The 15,817-nt window shown below is 66.3% G+C and carries 20 protein-coding genes and 1 pseudogene; 16 read left to right on the top strand and 5 right to left on the bottom strand.

Annotated elements, in window-relative coordinates; translation table 11 throughout:
* Positions 1-82 precede the first annotated feature (82 nt).
* On the bottom strand, positions 83-505 hold the full coding sequence (locus ABZ412_RS15675; protein WP_357281191.1) for an HSP20 family small heat-shock protein: 423 nt from the start codon (positions 503-505) through the stop codon (positions 83-85).
* Between the two features lie 146 nt (positions 506-651).
* On the opposite strand from ABZ412_RS15675, the gene ABZ412_RS15680 reads away from it, so the two are divergent.
* The 4 genes from ABZ412_RS15680 (at position 652) to ABZ412_RS15695 (ending at position 4,028) form a co-directional block, all read left to right on the top strand.
* Positions 652-1,008: a MerR family transcriptional regulator gene (locus ABZ412_RS15680; protein ID WP_357281193.1), complete on the top strand. Its 357-nt coding sequence runs from the start codon at positions 652-654 to the stop codon at positions 1,006-1,008.
* A gap of 230 nt (positions 1,009-1,238) precedes the next feature.
* Complete coding sequence (locus ABZ412_RS15685; protein ID WP_357281631.1) at positions 1,239-1,613, top strand: STAS domain-containing protein; 375 nt, start codon at positions 1,239-1,241, stop codon at positions 1,611-1,613.
* A gap of 374 nt (positions 1,614-1,987) precedes the next feature.
* Positions 1,988-2,461 carry a hypothetical protein gene (locus tag ABZ412_RS15690; protein WP_357281195.1) on the top strand — a complete coding sequence of 158 codons (474 nt, stop codon included), beginning with the start codon at positions 1,988-1,990 and terminating at the stop codon, positions 2,459-2,461.
* Between the two features lie 1,258 nt (positions 2,462-3,719).
* Positions 3,720-4,028, top strand: a complete 309-nt coding sequence (locus ABZ412_RS15695) for a hypothetical protein (protein ID WP_357281198.1) — start codon at positions 3,720-3,722, stop codon at positions 4,026-4,028.
* 95 nt (positions 4,029-4,123) lie between these two features.
* Here ABZ412_RS15695 and ABZ412_RS15700 read toward each other — a convergent pair whose 3' ends face one another.
* Complete coding sequence (locus ABZ412_RS15700) at positions 4,124-4,426, bottom strand: hypothetical protein (RefSeq protein ID WP_357281200.1); 303 nt, start codon at positions 4,424-4,426, stop codon at positions 4,124-4,126.
* A gap of 147 nt (positions 4,427-4,573) precedes the next feature.
* On the opposite strand from ABZ412_RS15700, the gene ABZ412_RS15705 reads away from it, so the two are divergent.
* Together ABZ412_RS15705 and ABZ412_RS15710 are read left to right on the top strand one after the other, a co-directional pair.
* Positions 4,574-4,888 carry a hypothetical protein gene (locus ABZ412_RS15705; RefSeq protein ID WP_357281202.1) on the top strand — a complete coding sequence of 105 codons (315 nt, stop codon included), beginning with the start codon at positions 4,574-4,576 and terminating at the stop codon, positions 4,886-4,888.
* Between the two features lie 812 nt (positions 4,889-5,700).
* Complete coding sequence (locus ABZ412_RS15710; protein WP_357281204.1) at positions 5,701-6,345, top strand: hypothetical protein; 645 nt, start codon at positions 5,701-5,703, stop codon at positions 6,343-6,345.
* 86 nt (positions 6,346-6,431) lie between these two features.
* On the opposite strand, the gene ABZ412_RS15715 is transcribed toward ABZ412_RS15710, so the two are convergent.
* Complete coding sequence (locus tag ABZ412_RS15715) at positions 6,432-6,710, bottom strand: hypothetical protein (RefSeq protein WP_357281206.1); 279 nt, start codon at positions 6,708-6,710, stop codon at positions 6,432-6,434.
* Positions 6,711-6,891: 181 nt separating this feature from the next.
* Here ABZ412_RS15715 and ABZ412_RS15720 point away from each other — a divergent pair, with 181 nt between their 5' ends.
* Positions 6,892-7,815, top strand: coding sequence for a helix-turn-helix domain-containing protein (locus ABZ412_RS15720; RefSeq protein ID WP_357281208.1), 924 nt, complete (start codon positions 6,892-6,894; stop codon positions 7,813-7,815).
* A gap of 1 nt (position 7,816) precedes the next feature.
* The gene (locus ABZ412_RS15725; protein WP_357281210.1) at positions 7,817-8,350 is read left to right on the top strand and encodes a dihydrofolate reductase family protein; all 534 of its coding nucleotides are present in this window, start codon (positions 7,817-7,819) and stop codon (positions 8,348-8,350) included.
* Between the two features lie 102 nt (positions 8,351-8,452).
* On the opposite strand, the gene ABZ412_RS15730 is transcribed toward ABZ412_RS15725, so the two are convergent.
* A complete protein-coding gene (locus tag ABZ412_RS15730) occupies positions 8,453-8,626 on the bottom strand; it encodes a hypothetical protein (RefSeq protein WP_357281212.1) in 174 nt (57 codons plus the stop codon).
* Positions 8,627-8,945: 319 nt separating this feature from the next.
* Between ABZ412_RS15730 and ABZ412_RS15735 the strand changes: the two genes are divergently transcribed.
* The 8 genes and pseudogenes from ABZ412_RS15735 (at position 8,946) to ABZ412_RS15770 (ending at position 14,415) form a co-directional block, all read left to right on the top strand.
* Complete coding sequence (locus tag ABZ412_RS15735; protein ID WP_357281214.1) at positions 8,946-9,371, top strand: hypothetical protein; 426 nt, start codon at positions 8,946-8,948, stop codon at positions 9,369-9,371.
* A gap of 184 nt (positions 9,372-9,555) precedes the next feature.
* Positions 9,556-9,969: a hypothetical protein gene (locus ABZ412_RS15740; protein ID WP_357281216.1), complete on the top strand. Its 414-nt coding sequence runs from the start codon at positions 9,556-9,558 to the stop codon at positions 9,967-9,969.
* A gap of 210 nt (positions 9,970-10,179) precedes the next feature.
* The gene (locus tag ABZ412_RS15745) at positions 10,180-10,476 is read left to right on the top strand and encodes a hypothetical protein (protein WP_357281218.1); all 297 of its coding nucleotides are present in this window, start codon (positions 10,180-10,182) and stop codon (positions 10,474-10,476) included.
* Between the two features lie 343 nt (positions 10,477-10,819).
* A complete protein-coding gene (locus ABZ412_RS15750) occupies positions 10,820-11,233 on the top strand; it encodes an STAS domain-containing protein (protein ID WP_357281220.1) in 414 nt (137 codons plus the stop codon).
* 169 nt (positions 11,234-11,402) lie between these two features.
* The gene (locus ABZ412_RS15755) at positions 11,403-11,624 is read left to right on the top strand and encodes a hypothetical protein (protein WP_357281222.1); all 222 of its coding nucleotides are present in this window, start codon (positions 11,403-11,405) and stop codon (positions 11,622-11,624) included.
* Between the two features lie 131 nt (positions 11,625-11,755).
* Positions 11,756-12,307: pseudogene (locus tag ABZ412_RS15760) on the top strand (RNA ligase family protein); the annotation flags it as partial.
* Between the two features lie 127 nt (positions 12,308-12,434).
* Positions 12,435-12,698: a hypothetical protein gene (locus tag ABZ412_RS15765; RefSeq protein WP_357281633.1), complete on the top strand. Its 264-nt coding sequence runs from the start codon at positions 12,435-12,437 to the stop codon at positions 12,696-12,698.
* Between the two features lie 1,021 nt (positions 12,699-13,719).
* The gene (locus ABZ412_RS15770; protein ID WP_357281223.1) at positions 13,720-14,415 is read left to right on the top strand and encodes a PAS and ANTAR domain-containing protein; all 696 of its coding nucleotides are present in this window, start codon (positions 13,720-13,722) and stop codon (positions 14,413-14,415) included.
* A gap of 85 nt (positions 14,416-14,500) precedes the next feature.
* Here ABZ412_RS15770 and ABZ412_RS15775 read toward each other — a convergent pair whose 3' ends face one another.
* On the bottom strand, positions 14,501-15,439 hold the full coding sequence (locus ABZ412_RS15775) for a hypothetical protein (RefSeq protein WP_357281225.1): 939 nt from the start codon (positions 15,437-15,439) through the stop codon (positions 14,501-14,503).
* Between the last annotated feature and the right edge of the window lie 378 nt (positions 15,440-15,817).

Here is a 15,817-nt window from a genome sequence, read left to right on the forward strand (position 1 = left end):
AGCCACAGGAGTTGCGTGGCACTGGTACCAGTCGGTGCGGTCATCACCTGACCCCCGTCGTCGCCATGAGACAGACCCGGGATCAGGCGTTGATGGCCTGACGGTCGGGCTCGGCCCGGGTGATCTCGATCTTGCGGGGTTTGGCCTTCTCCGCGACCGGGATCGACAGGCGCAGTACCCCGTCGCGGTAGTCGGCGCGGATGGCGTCGGTGTCGAGATTCTCACCCAGGAACAGCTGGCGGGAGAACACCCCGCGGGTGCGTTCCGCGGCGATCATCGACCGGCCCGGATCCAGATCCGGGCGCGAGGCCTTCACCGTCACCACATTGCGTTCGACATCCAGGTCCAGAGAGTCCGGGTCGATGCCCGGCAGGTCGAACTCGGCGAAGAACTCGTCGCCTTCGCGCCAGGCGTCCATCGGCATCACCGCCGGCCGGGCCGGGGTGCCGAACACCGCCTGCGTGAGGCGATCCAGGTCACGGAAGGGATCGGTACGCATCAGCATGGTCGCCACCTCCCATTCACTCCATTCTCGATCGAAGGGAACTCAGATAACTTGTGTCATCTGACGTAGATTTGTTTTAGCACTCTGATGAGAAGAGTGCAAGCATCGTGGTGAGGTAATCTGGAGTCTGCGAGAGAGGAGTCCGGATGCTGCCGGATCGACACGACCATCACCCGCCCGGCCGCCGACCCGGCCCGGGGCAGGCGGTGTACGGGATCTCGGTGGCCGCCGAGCTGGCCGGAATGGGAGCGCATTCGCTGCGCCTCTACGAGCAACACGGGCTGGTGACCCCGGCCCGCAGCTCGGGGGGCACCCGCCGCTACAGCGACGACGACCTGGCGCGGCTCGCGCGGATCGCCGCCCTGAGCGTGCAGGGAATCAACCTGGTCGCGATCGCGCGGATCCTCGACCTCGAGGACGCCAACACCGCGCTGCGCGACACCAACGCCGCGCTCACCGCCGAACGCGACCAGCTCCGTAGCGACCACCGCGGCTGCTCGTGACCACCACCGACTCCGCCGCCGATCTGTTCCGAGCATCCCGCGGTCCGGAATACACTGACCTCGGTTGAAACAAACAGCCCAGCCTGCGCCTTTACGGCAATGGCGATTCGTTTGCGGTGGCCCTCGGGGGCGTCACCCGCAGTCGGACAAGGGATTTGATCCTGATGCCGGATTCATTCATCACCTCGCCAGGATCGGCTGGAGTCACGCCGAACCGGACGCGCACCCTGATGCACATCACCCACAGTCGACCCTCCCCGTCGATCACGATCGTGACCATTACCGGAGAGATCGACTGCACCACCGTCGGCGAACTGCGCCAACACCTGCGAGTGTCGCTCGCCACCACCGGCAGACTGGTCGTGGTGGACCTGTCGCGGCTGGCCTTTCTCGGTCTCCCGGGCTTACAGGCCCTCCTCGACGCCGACACCCACGCCCGCGAGCACTACCGCGCGCTGTGCGTCGTCACCGGACCGCGGTGCGTGAACCGCCTACTCGAAGTCTGCGGCCCCCTGGACCTGATCACCGTCGACTCCGTCGCTGAGGCCTGCGGGCCGAACCCCTGGATCACGACCAGCTACAGGCGCCTGCACACCTCATCCTGAGCTCAGCCCCCCCGTGTCGCGCTGCGGCACGGTTGAGTCCAACATCCAACCCCCGAGCCCTAGACCAGTTGAGCCCCATGGAATTCGGGGGCGCTTCGAGTGGTCGGCCTGCGGAAACGGATCCGGATCCGGCGAGGTGTTCGTGCTCGGCAGACGATCGTTTTCCGAACGCCGCTGAACGTGCAGCAGGTGCTCACGGCGTCACGTCCGGCGGCCATCCCGGGCGGGTTCTTCGCCCCAGGAAGTCGGGGCACCCCCGCCGACCGGAATCGGGCCGCTCCACAATTCGGCACCGCTAGTATTCACCGCGCCCGACCGGCCGCCTGCACCATCCGGGGTCCGACGGGCGCGCTACGAACAAACGGGGAGGGCAAATGACACCGCGCCATATTCTGGGACGAATCGGCTGGGCTGCAGGTGGATTGGCGGTCGCGAGCGCGACCGTCATCGGGTCGGTGGGCTCCGCTGCCGCGGCGGACTCGCCGGGCTTGACGATCCAAGGCAGTCCGATGCCGGTGCAGGTGGGCAGTACCTACCAAGTGGTAGACGATCTGACGGTCACTTCGGGCGAAACGTTCACCGGTTCATCGAACCCGTTCAAGGGCTCTACGATCTACCTCTTCGACAACGGCCGGTGCGTCGTCGCCGACATCATCGGGATGAACGGCACCGGCATCAAGATGATCAACTGGACACCGACGACCGCCGGCACGCACACACTGCAGACCAGTATGGCCTGGCGTGGGAAAACTATGACGGTCACCGTCGTACCCGCCCCGCCTGGTACTCCGGTCCCGGCTCAGACCACCTGCGGCGCCAACGGCCCTACCGGTAGCTTCGGCTCCTGAACCACCCGCGGGCCAGGACCCGGCTTCGAACCGACTCCCGGCCCGCACAGCCGACGCAGCGATTGGCGGCTTGAGCGTTCTCGCCATCGTTTTCCGAACGGGTCCGACCGAAGGGAACGGGCACGGGATGGCATTTCCTAGCACAGTTGGTCATTCGACCTCACGAACCGAATTCTGCTGTTCGAACCGTGAGAAAACTATGGGGATACGTCCGGCATCGCGGGCGCGGCTGCTCACCCGGCCCCGCTGGTGGCCTCGTGATCGGTGCCGTTCGGTTCGCTCGTTCCGGGGCCAAGGTCACTACTGGTGCGGATGTGCCGGTGCCACGCTGAAGGCATCGGCGCGGCACCACAGAATCGAGACGGCCATGTGTGAGATCGAGCGGAGGGTCCATGACGCTCCGTATCGGATTCGGTGGTCTCCGGCCCAGCAGCAGTTCGTCGCCTGCACCGACAACTTCCCGGGTCTGAGTTACGGTGCCGATTGGCCTGCCGCCGCGGTCCGGGGCCTGCAGGACACGATCCGCCGCCACCTCGTCGCGCAGAGCAACTGATCCTGATCACCGCAGCCTTCGGCTCCTGAGCCACCGGCTTCGGTAACGACCCCATCATCTGTCGGCCACGATCGCGCACCGACCGGTTCAGAAGACCGACCCCTTGGTATGCGCTGAAGTGTCGGCGCAGCACACAAACCCTGACCGCTGAGCCGATACGAGGGTCTCGCCCCACATGCACCTATAGGACGTTGGGGGCGAGACCCTTGTCCATCCCGCCGGATGGCGGCAGGAGCACATGGCGGATCCGGTTCAATGCCTGGTCAGGGGTGCGGTACGCGCTGCGCCGAGCCGCTGGCCCCGACTAGCACAGGATGGGAGAGATGTCGAGGACGGCATCGTCCTCTGAGTATGTCGCGCCCTCGCGTTCACTCGGGAACGGCGGATCGCCGCCATATCAACCGGTCCCCGAGCGGGTCGTTCAGCTCGAGGTCGCGCCGAGCCGGGATCGGAGGTCCGATACGAAATCTCCTCCGCCGCAGCCCGATACGCGGATCCGTAGAAAAAGCAATCGAATTCGATCATCGAATTCGGGGGCGGAATGAAGATCAAATAGCTTTACCTCGGCAAAGTCCGCTGTTTGCCCATTGTTAACGATGATTATTCACACAGAATCAGGAGTGGTTTTGCGGGTTTCTTCTTCATAACATTTTGGTGTGCGTCGTGATGGCGTCGTTATCTGGACTGTGAAAGGAAGCTCCCTACATGTTCTCTCGCAAGATTGTTGCCGCCGCGACCCTCTCGGCCGCCGCCCTGTTCCTCGGCCCGGTCGCGGCGGCCTCCGCTGCCGGCTCTCCCGCCACCGGCGCGGGTACGGCAGGCTCGTCCTCTGGTTCGGCTGACGCCGGCTCGTCCTCGGGTTCGGCAGGCTCGTCCTCCGGTTCCGCCGGCTCGTCCTCCGGTTCTGCCATGCTCGACTCCGGCAGCTCGGCACTCGACAACGGCAGCCACGCCATCATCAACATCCTCAGTCTGATCAACGGCACCGCGGGCCAGTCCAAGTCCGGCTCCTGATTCGGGGTGCGATGCCCGGCTCTGAGGTATCCGACGCACCCTTCGGCATGATGGTGGGCCGGGAGGGGTGCGCGACCTCCCGGCCCACCAAGTGCTCATGTCACGACCAAACCGATTGCTGTGTCGCTGATTTCGCGTAGCCGTCGGCGTGTCGCCGGATCGTCTGCCTGTGTGTGCGGATGGCTCTGTCGGGTGCCGTTGAAATACCTGCCTGTTGTCTGGGCCAGGCTTGGATCGCAGATCAGGCGGAGAGTGGCGTTTGCGCCTTCGGCGACGGTGCTGATCGGTGTGACACCGGCTTCGCGCACCATGGTCGTCGGCATGAGGGTTGCGGGGTGCAGGGCATTCACGGTGACACCGGTTCCGTCGAGTTCCTCGACATAGTCGATGGTTGCCATGATCATCGCCAGCTTGGCGCGGCAGTAGGCGGTGTACGCGTCTCCACATACCGGGCCGGAAGGTCTCAGGCCTGGCGGAAACTCCCGCTGCGGCGCGCGACCGAAGCGGTCGTCGTCGGCTGGCTGCCCGGCCACGCCGGCGGCGAGGTGTTCGGATCCCTGCTCATCGCCGCCCACGACCAAGACGGGCAGCTGGTGCTCCTCGGCGCGGTCAGGACCGGGTTCACCGACGCCGCCCGCCGCTCCCTGCTCCTCGAGCTGCTGGCACTGTCCACCGCGACGCCGCCGGTCGCCGGCACGGTGCCGTCGTCGATCGCGGTCACCGCGCACTGGGTCACGTCGCGGCTGGTCGGCGATACCGCCTACCGCGAACGCACCGCCACCGGCCTGCGCCATCCATCCTGGCGCGGACTGCGATTCGACCGCGCACCCGAAGACATCACCATCCCCGAGACCAACTGAATTCGCCCAAGACCATTGTTTGCCGAACGCGAGCATGGGCATGAGTTCACCGCGGCTTCGGTGTCGACATCACTGCAACGCAACCATGCGAACACAACCGTGCGATCCGCGCGGCCCGTTCGTTCAGGGTCATTCGTCGGTATCTCGGGGTTCCGGAGAGCCGGTAACGACCTCATCATCTGTCGGCCACGATCACGCACCGACCGGTTGAGAAGACCGACCCATTGGTATGCGCTGAAGTGTCGGCGCAGCACACAACAACCCTGACCGCTGAGCCGATACGAGGGTCTCGCCCTACGTGCACTACAGCGACGCTGGGGCGAGACCCTCGTTCATCGGACATCATTGTCCCAATCCGGTTCGAGGCGGGCCACCACCCTCGGCGGCGGCGTGGTGAGAGGGCCTGATCGGGCCGCCCGCGCCTACGATATTTCTCGGCCACCTCCCCTTCGGTGGCCATCTGTGGGAATGCATGACCACCCGCCCGGTTCTTCTCCCGGAGGCCGGGCGGGGCCATGGACCGGGTCTGCCGGATCGAGGACATGCCGGCACGGCTGCGGATCCGCTCCCTGAGCGCGATGAGCCGCTGCCCCGCCACGGTTTTCGTTGGTGAACGTGACAAACCTGACGTCGGGTTCCTCTACTGGGCCGGGTGGCCAGGCGTGTCCGGGAGCCATCGGCGCAGGTAGCTGCAGGTAGCATGGGCTGCGCCCCGCATGTGATGTGCGCATTTCGCACGGCGTCGCGCTGCGGGTGTCTGCTGCAAGTTCGGTTCTTCTCCGGATCTTTTCGACCACGTGAGGAGTTCGACGATGACGTCTGTGGCACCGGCCAGTACCTGGCCTCTCATGCTCGGCAGCGCAGCGGTGTTTCCCGCCCTGGACAGCGGTCTGAGCGCACCGTTCATTCTGGTCGGCGACTCCGACATCACCGCCGCCGATCCCGGCGCCTTCGCGCGGCAACTCGACAGCCCGGGGTACTCGTTCCGGGCAGCGCTACGCGCCGCCGGCGCCGATTTGATCCTGGTGTCGCTGGGCACATGCGAGACCCTCGACGGCGACGCCCACAACAGCGTGCTGGAGGTCTTGCTCCGCGTGAACGGTGAGCGCTCGGGCTTGAATCCGCGCACGGTGTGCGGGATCGGGCGCGGTGCCTTGCAGCTGCGCTACACCCTGGCCTGGTGCGAGTGCGACCTCATCGACCACCGGACCTGGGAGTTCGTGTCCTACGCCAGCCCTGCCCCGACCCCCGCAGAGGCCGCCGCGCTCAACAGCGTCGGTTCCTGGCCGGTTCGACCCCGCAGACTCCAGGTCGCGGGCCCGGGCGACACGGCGGAGGGCTTCGACTACGAGAACAGAGACTTCGACGGCCTCATCCTCGGCGCGGCAGCCGACCGGAACCCGCTGTTCCCCGAAGAACTGGGCACCAACATCATCGAAGAGACCATCGACCTGTAGGACACGCGCCACCTGAGGCTGGGGGGCACCGCCATCATCTACCGCTGCCAGTCACACGAATCGAGGTGGGAGGCGGCGTATCTGGGCTACCAGACCTGGGGCTCGTGCGCCGCGGGCACGATCGCGACGCACTGATAGCGCAGGTAGGCGCGCGGGAGCAGGTCGTCCGCGGTGGCGCGCCAGCGCCGGCGGATCCGATCGGGGATGGTGGTGAAATCGGCGGTGCGACTGTAGATGTCGGCGTCGAGGAGTTGGCGGTGGGCACCAGGTTGGCCGGCCGCGTGGGAACGGGTAGCGGCCGGGGCATCAGCCTCGGCGGATTCGACGACGGCGTGGTCGCCGTCGATCTCTCGGACCTCGAACACCGACTGTCATCCAGCCACCAGCAGTAGGCAGGCGAAGGTCAACTGGCCCTGCTGATCCGTCGCTGGCGGGATGCGTCATTTTGCAGTGTGAGTACGGCCTGAACCCGTACGCCGAGGTGGAGTCGGAGGCTGAGCAAGATCGGTCAAGCGGGTTTCGGGGCCGCGTTGGCAGACTCGTCGTGTGGCCAAGACCGGACGAGATCGACTACGCGAACTGCTCGACGCGGTGCTGGACGAGAACAACACCACGCTCGGTGCGATGGCGGCTGATGCCTTCGTTTCGCCGTTCCATTTCACCCGGCAGTTCTCGCGTGGTACCGGCGAGCCGCCGGTGGCGCTGAAGCGGCGGGTGCTGCTGGAGCGGGCGGTGTGGGAGCTGTCGACGGGTAAGTCGGTGACCGACGTTGCGTTCGCGGCCGGGTACGACTCGGTGGAGGGTTTCAGCCGCGCGTTCAGCGCCGCGTTCGGGCATCCGCCGAGCCTGACTCCCGCGGACGAGCGCCGACGGTGGTTGCCCACGAGCAATGGCATCCACTTTCACCCGCCCATGTCGCTGTGGGTGACGAGCGCGCCGAAAGAACAGGCCGTGCTGGATCCCACGACCCTGCTGATCCATCACGATATCGAGGACACCCGCGAACTCTTCGGCATGGCAGCGCAACTCGACGAATCGCAGTACCGGCAGGTGCGAATTCCGGGCCTGCTAGTGGAATCGTTCCGGGGGCCCGAAGAATCCATTGCCACCGTGCTCGCCCATCTCATCGAATCGAAGGAGGTGTGGCTGGCCGCGATCGACGGCGAGGATATCCCGACGGCCGCCGACGACGCCCTCCCGGAATTGGTGAAACGCCACGAGCGCGTAGCGGTTCGGTGGCTGGATACCATCCGCGATCTCACCCAGCGTGGCGGCTGGGGCGACACCCTGATCGATGCACTGTGCGAGCCGCCGCAGAGCTTCGTCATCGGCAGCGTGATCGCCCACATCCTCAGCTACTCCACCCACCGCAGGTATCTCGTACGGCATTGGCTGCGAACCGAGTTATCCATCGCCGGAACCGAAATCGGAGACGGCGATCCCATCGAATGGCTACACCAGAGAGGATGACATGACCTTCAAGACTGTCTACCACACCGCTACCAGCTTGGACGGATTCCTGGCGACCCCCGACCACAACCTGGATTGGCTGCTGTCTCGGCAGGTCGACTGGGACGGCCCGCTGGGACTGAACCGGTTCGCGGCTGGTGCGGGCGCGATCGCCATGGGCGCCAGCACCTATCAATGGATCAATGAGAATTCCACCGAGCCCTGGCCTTACAACATGCCGACCTGGGTGTTCACCCATCGCGAGTTCCCGGCCTTCGACGACGGCCGCGACGTCCGGTTGACCTCGAAGCCGGTGGAGGTCGTGCACAAGGAGATGGCCGTGGCCGCTGATGGCAAAGACCTCTGGCTGATGGGCGGCGGCGAGTTGGTCGGCCAATTCGCCGATCACGGGCTGCTGGACGAAATCATCGTCTCCATCGCCCCCGTCACGCTGGGCGCGGGCGCACCCCTGCTTCCCCGCCGTCTCGAACTGAAGGCCACGGAAGTCGCCCACAACGGCGAATTCGCCTGCGTGCGTTACTCGGTCGTGCGCTGATGCCGCGCCATCCCATTCATTCCGACAGCGGTTCCGGGTGCGGCGTTCCCGATCGGGTCTGGCAATACCGGGTCCAGCGGAGCCGGGTTGGCCGGTGACGGATCAATCATCTGCCATGATGAGCGCGGCGGCGAGCGCGGACCCGGCTCCCGCTCCGACCATGGGCAGCTCGAACATCCAGTGCTTCATCCAGGTTCTGCTCGACGGCGAGATGCCGGGGATCTGCTGATATCGCCCGCGGTCGGGCAACCGTCTCCAGAACCGACTGAGGCTCATGGCCAGCTGGCTCTAGCGAACTCCACGGCCGGCCTTGAGCCGATGGCGGGCTGTGCACCGGATCCGCACGGCCGCGCCCCACACGGTCCGCTTACCGAACACCCGCGTCGCCACAAACCTAACCTCCGACAGGGATCGACCGCGCACCAACTGCTCGCACAGGTCCTCGCGCGCTACGGCAGCATCGACGTCTTCATCGCCCGTCTGCACGCTCTGCTGGACACACCCACCGTCGAGCGCCCGGCCGCGGTGGCGCCCGCGGCCGGTGGCCGACACCGGCTCGCGGAACCCACGGGCTGCCCGCTGGCAAGCTGGGCGTATGAAGTCTTCCGGTGGGGCAGAGCAGAGCATCGCGATCAGGGACGCCGATTCCCCGGCCTGGTCGGTTCGCGCCGCAGCTGGACGGCGGCTCGCGATATCAGCCAGGGTGGACGAGGTGGCGGACGTCCTCCATCGTCTTCTCCTGGACCAGGACACCGCAGTCACGCAAGAGACTGCCGTGGCCCTGCTTGCACACAAAGACATCGTTGGCCTGCGCTGTGTACTGCTGGCCAGGAGCTACGCCGCCGAGACCTCGACCGCGGACGAGATCCAGGCTGCTCTTGACTGCTACCCGGACTGGATGACGGCTGAGGGTGCCGACCGACTGATCAAGCAGCTGCGAAAGCTGACATCAGACGACGACCCCGGTGTCCGCGATGAAGCTCAGAGGATCCTTGCCTCACTACTGCGGCGCGAAGAATGAGAACGGCCGAATACGCGAGGATGGTCGGCTGACCATCGTTTCCGAACAGCTGTCGGACTGTGCTGGCTGGCGCATGGCGCGGGCTCGAATCGGGGCTCGTTCAGCATCCCGGATCGACTGCTGCTCTTAGGCTGTCGGGGGCAGGTATCTCGTTCAGGACCACTGGACTGGGAGGCATCGAACCATGCAACACCTGAGACAGTCGGTACGGACTTTCCTCGACGGCAGCGCATGGCCCGAGGGCGTCGACGATGCGAGTCGCCGTGAACAAGCCAAACTCATGTACGACTACATCAAGTTCCATATCGGCCTGTACCTCGCCACGCCCGCCGCGATCGGGCTTCTCGGCAGCACCTTCGCCGTCGCCGACAAGCCCTCGTTCCAGGTCGGCCTTGCAACGATGATGGTCATCTATCTCGGCGCAGGACTGCACGCGTCGCGTTTCATGGGGCGGTTCATCAACGTCGCCTGGGACCAGAACGTGATGGCGACCTTCGAAGATAAGGCTTTCACTTTTCAACGGCGAGTCATGCACCACTGGACCTACTGGCTGGGACTGATCATCGGACTGGCGGGGTTGCTGATCGCGAAGCTCTGACGCGCGCCGGACCGGTAGACGGTGTAGGAGCGGCCCGTGTCAGCTGCGGTGTGGCGGGTTTCCTTGTCCGGGTGGAGTACTCATGTCGATGGCTTTGGCGATGATGGCTTATCAGTCCCGCCCGCTGTCAGCCCCGGACCGGACCGGGCTGATCGCCTTCCCGACCTGGTAGGCATGGCGGCCTGTCGTTCGAGGTCTAGCGTGGATCGGATGGCGAGCAGGGACATCGTGGTGACGGTCGGCGAGGACGACTTGCTGATGCTCGGCGATGCCGCCGAGTGCGCGGGGATGAGCGTGCAGGCCTACGTGTCCTGGGGCGTACGCCTGATGGCGCTGCAGGCCCGCGCCAAGACCGACAAACAGCGTGGAGCCGCTCCCGGACGGCCGATTCAGCCGGCAGAACGAACCAGCGAGGAATCGGAATCGGCTGCGTGGACGGAATCCTTCGCGCAGCAGTTGTCGCATCGCGCCGACCGCGACCTCCCGGACACCGAGCTGTGCCTGTAGGCACCGCGTGGGCGTGGTGCTCCTGCCACACGCCTGAGTGCACCTACGATGTTCAGCGGTTATCGGGTCGGGCCACGTCCCGGTGACCGCTGTGGAGATTGCCCGCCCCCGCCCGGCCCGGTTCCGGCAGATCCGCTGACGGGCGGGGGTCCACGCGGTGAGAACGCCCGCGGCGGGGAGTTGGGATCTGCTTGCGGGCGTACAACGATCACGGCTGAAAAAGCGGCCCTGCCTGCGTCTTTCCGGCAAGGGCCGTAACTTGCGGTGTCGTGTCCCTGCGGTCGGGTAAGGGATCTGATGCTGGGTGTCGGATCAGTTCCTCAACACGGGTGGTTCGGCTGGAGTGTCGAACCCGCGAGGCATGCTGCTGCACATTACCCGCAGCAGGCCGTCGCCGTCGATCGTGATCCTGAACGTCGTCGGCGAGGTCGACGCCACCACCATCGACGTACTGCGCGAACACCTCTCCGACGCGATCGCCACCACCGGTCGGCTGGTCGTGGTGGACCTGTCGGGCGTGACCTTCCTCAGCGTCTCCGGAATCGAAGCCCTCATCGACGCCGATGACCACGCCCGTGAGCACTACCGCGCTCGATGCGTGGTCACCGGACCACGCTGCGTGAACCGCATGGTCGAAGTCTGCGGCCCTAACCACCTGATCACGGTCGACACCATCGACGAGGTCCGCGGCCCCAACCTGTGGGTCTCGGCCCTCGAAGGGCACCAGCACACACTGCATCCTGACGCGGGCTGCTGACCATCGTTTTCCGAACAGCCCGACCGCCACACAAATCGCCGCCCAACCCCATGGAATTCGGGGCTCTCGGCGCACCGAATCCGCCGGATGTTTTGAAATGGAAATGATTAACTCTTCGCCGACGGGGCCGAGCGGTTCGGGCCCGCGCTCGATCGAAGGGTTCTCCTGCATGCGCACTTTCCTTGCGGCAGTCGGCATTGCCACCGCGCTGACCGTCGGAGCCGGGCAGGCGGTGGCCGCGCCGCCGACCTTCGCCGACGCGCCAGCCCCGGTCGCGGAGACCGGTTCCTCCAGCGGGTCGGTCGGTCTCCTCGCCCCCGTCGTCGCCTTCCTGGCGTGCATATTCACACCTACCGGTTGCAACGTACCCACGGACGGCGGCAACGTGTAGCACCGCCGGCGCGCCGCCCCGGATTCGGGTGGTCCAGGCGTCTGGCGGTGGCCCCTCGGACGGCAACCAATTGAGACCTGTCGGTTTGTTCAGTGGGTACGCTGCTGGTCATGGTGCGCCTTCCGGCGCCGATGTTCGCCACGCCCGGGCCCGTTCCCGCCGACGAGGACACCCGGTACGCCTACGAATGGAAGTACGACGGAATCCGCTGCCTAGCATGGATTTCCGACGGCGTGTGCCACATGGTCAGCCGCAACGGCAACTCCCTCAACGCGGCCTTCCCTGAGATCGCCCAGGCCTTGACGGCGCTGGCGGCGGGCCGGGAGATGACCCTCGACGGGGAGCTCGTGGCCCCCGACCGTGGTGGCGTGCCGCGGTTCGACCGGATCGGGCGCCGCCTGGGCGTCGCGCGGCCGAGCCGGTCGCTGATCCGCACCGTGCCGGCATGCCTGTACGTGTTCGACCTGCTGCGGTTCGGTAACCGCGACCTGCGCACACTGCCCTACCTGCAGCGCCGCGAGCACCTCGAACAGCTGGGCCTGCCCCATGGCCCGGTCCTGCTGTCGCCGTCCTACCGCGATATCCCGGTCTCGCGGATGCTGGAAGTCGCCGCCGAACACGACATCGAGGGCGTGATCGGCAAGCGCGTCGACAGCACCTACCGGGCCGGGCGGTCCCAGGCATGGCGCAAACTCCCGCTGCGCCGCTCCGCCCAGGTCGTGGTCGTCGGCTGGCTGGCCGGGCCACACCAGCACCGAGGTATTCGGATCCCTGCTCGTCGCCGCCCACGACGAGAACGGGCACCTGACGCTGCTCGGCGCGGTCGGCACCGGATTCAGCGACCTCACCCGCCACTCCCTGCAGCGCGAGCTGCACGCCTTGGCGGTTGCCGCGCCGCCGGTCGCCGGGGAGATCCCGCGCTCGATCACGGCCACCGCGCACTGGGTCGCCCCACACCTCGTCGGCGATGTCGCCTACCGCGAACGCACCACCACCGGCCTGCGCCACCCATCGTGGCGTGGCCTGCGATTCGACCTCTCACCAGCGGAAGTCTCGATCCCCGAGCGCAACTGATCTCCCACAGCGTGCACCCGGCCATCGTTTTCCGAACGCCGCGGAGTGGGCGGCAGACGCTCACGGCGTCGCGTTCGGCGGCCATCTCGGTCTGGCCTTCGCCCCGGAAGTTGGGGCACCCGCGCCGATCTGAAACGGGCCACTCCGGAATTCGGCACGGCTAGTATTCACCGCGCCCGACCGGCTTCCCGCATCATTCGGGGTCCAGCGGGAGCGCTACGAACACCTGGGGAGGGCACATGGCATCGAGCCATATTCTGGGACGAATCGGCTGGGCTGCAGGTGGATTGGCGGTCGCGGGTGCGACCGTCCTCGGGTCGGTGGGCTCGGCTGCGGCGGCGGACTCGCCGAGCTTGACGATCCAAGGCAGTCCGATGCCTGTGCAGGTGGGCAGCACCTACCAAGTGGTGGACGATCTACTGAACACGTCGGGAGCCACGACAAGCGCCGGTTCATCGAACCTGCTCGGCGGCCCCCCCGTGGATCTACCTCTACGACAACGGCCGATGTGTCCACTACGACCTCATCGGGATGAACGGCACCGGCATCAAGGCGATGGACTGGACACCGACGACCGCCGGCACGCACACACTGCAGGTCAGGCACAGCTCCTCCGTGAAGACACTGACGGTCACCGTCGGGGCCGCCCCGCCCGGTACTCCGATCCCGGCTCAGACCAGCTGCGGCGCCAACAGCCCCACCGGCAGCTTCGGCTCCTGAGCCACCGGCTTCGGTAACGACCCCATCATCTGTCGGCCACGATCGCGCACCGACCGGTTCAGAAGACCGACCCCTTGGTATGCGCTGAAGTGTCGGCGCAGCACACAAACCCTGACCGCTGAGCCGATACGAGGGTCTCGCCCCACATGTACCTATAGGACGTTGGGGGCGAGACCCTTGTCCATCCCGCCGGATGGCGGCAGGAGCACGTGGCGGATCCGGTTCAATGCCTGGTCAGGGGTGCGGTACGTGTATCAGATCGATGCGGCGCGGTCTGGGTGGCGTGCGAAATAATCGGATCGTGAGCGAATCACGGGATCAGGACAACAACGGCTACGTTCCGGAGTGGGTACAGGTCCCCGGGGTCCGGCCGATGGTCGGGAGCTTCCGGTTCTGGTTCACCACCGGCCGGTGGGAATGGTCGCCGGAGGTGTACGTCATGCACGGCTACACCCCCGGCCAGGTCGAACCGACCACCGAGCTGGTGCTCGAGCACAACCATCCCGACGATCGCAACCACGTCGCCGAGGCCATCACCCGCTCGATCCGCCACGGTGAGCCGTTCTCGAGCCGTCACCGTTTCCTCGACACCGCCGGTGGCGAGCACGCGGTCATGGTGGTCGCCGACCGGATCTTCGACGCGGCCGGCCGCCCTGTCGGCACGTCCGGGTTCTACATCGATCTGTCCGACCGGCTGGCCGAGGCCGAACAGCACATGGTCGAGGAGCGGATGCCGGAGATGATCGAAGAGCGCGCGGCGATCGAGCAGGTCAAAGGGGTGTTGATGTACGTCTACCGCATCAGCGCCGAGCAGGCGTTCAAGGTATTGGCCTGGCGCTCGCAGGACACCAACGTCAAACTGCGCGCCCTGGCCGAGCAGATCCTGCTCGAACTCGGCCGCGCCCAACCCGAGCCCGCCACTGTGAACGCGTTCGACAACATCCTGCTCACCGCTCACAACCGCGTCCTACCGCCCGAGCCGGGCTCGATCTCGTAGCCGCTGGCCATCGTTTTCCGAACAGCCGAATCGGCGCCACACCGCGGTCGTCCTCGACGCCGTCGTCGCGTGGACAAAGGCGTTGTCAGTCGCAGCCCTTTCCTTCGATGAGGCGCACGACGAGGGTGACCCGCCCGGCTGGCGTCCACGCACCGACGGCGACGCTCCCCGAACCCAGATGGGTGAGGGTCTCGATATCTCCCTCGTCGCCGAGATCGATCGGCAGTGCGACGCGTTCGGACGAGTCGAAGTTCTCGTCGGTGACGATCAATGCGTCCTCGGTCGCGTGCACGGCGACCCGGTCGTCGTCGATCCAGCATCCGGCGAGCCCGAAACCGTACTCGGCGTCGACGTCACTCGCGTCGAGCCGTGAGATCTCCCGCAGATCCGGCCACGACAGCATCCGTACGGTCTCCGGATCGCTCGGATACGGGGTGACGAGCAGCCTCGCGCCCGACGGACTGAAGCCCGCGATCACGGGATCATCTCCTGCGAGTATCTCGGTCAGATGTAGGCGCGATCCCTCGACATCGACGCGGAAGGCGAGGACGCCGTCCTGCCCCATGGCGAGCTTGAGAATCGCCGTGTCTCCGGCAGGATGCCGATGCAGGAAGGCGCCAGCATCGGCGGCGTCGACCGCCTGGTCGTCGAGGATCGCCCCGGTCGCGGAATCGAGTGCGAGCAGCCGGTGCCTCTCGCCGTCCGGGACGGCGACGACAAGTAGACCGCCCAGGAGCGCAGCCGCGTCGGCGGGTAGTCCTGGCACCGTGACCACTTCCTCTCCGGCGATGACGAGCCCGCCGGAGGAAGCGAGGATGAGCAGATCGAGGCCGGACGCCGCAAGGACGCGAACGTCATCGTCCAGAGGTAGCTCTCGCCGCGAGTTCTCCGCGAGTCTGTCGTCGAGAAGGCGCACTGCACCGTCTCGCCACAGCGCGAACGTCGGACGCCCGCCAGCCTCGCCAGCAAGAACGAGACCCGACATCGGGTCCAGGACGTCGATCACGTTAGCGGAGTTGAGCATTCGATCACTGTATCGAGCACAGTGGTCACCTGAACGTGCCCGATCGTGTCTGCCCCCGGGGTCATACTGCCGCTCATGCTGTTCCAACACACTCGCCAGGCTTTCAGCTGTGTGACCGGCTAAGGAGGGAACCCCGCTGCTCAGGTCGGGCCCGAATCGGACGGTGATGCGGTTGACCGTGGCGTCCTCTGCAGGCGCAGGCCATCGTTTTCCGGAAGCGGAGTAAGGGTTCAGGTCGACCCATTCCGGTGCCTGCCAGTCCGGAACCCCGACTGGTGGAGGTCCGTCATGTTCGGCGGTGCATGCGCAGGCGGCCGAGCTGTTCGAGCGGGAAGTCATGGCACCGGAGGTCGCGCCACGACTGCGGGTGAGTGAGCC

Origin of the sequence: Nocardia sp. NPDC005746 (assembly GCF_040630785.1) — a bacterium.
GTDB lineage: Bacteria > Actinomycetota > Actinomycetes > Mycobacteriales > Mycobacteriaceae > Nocardia.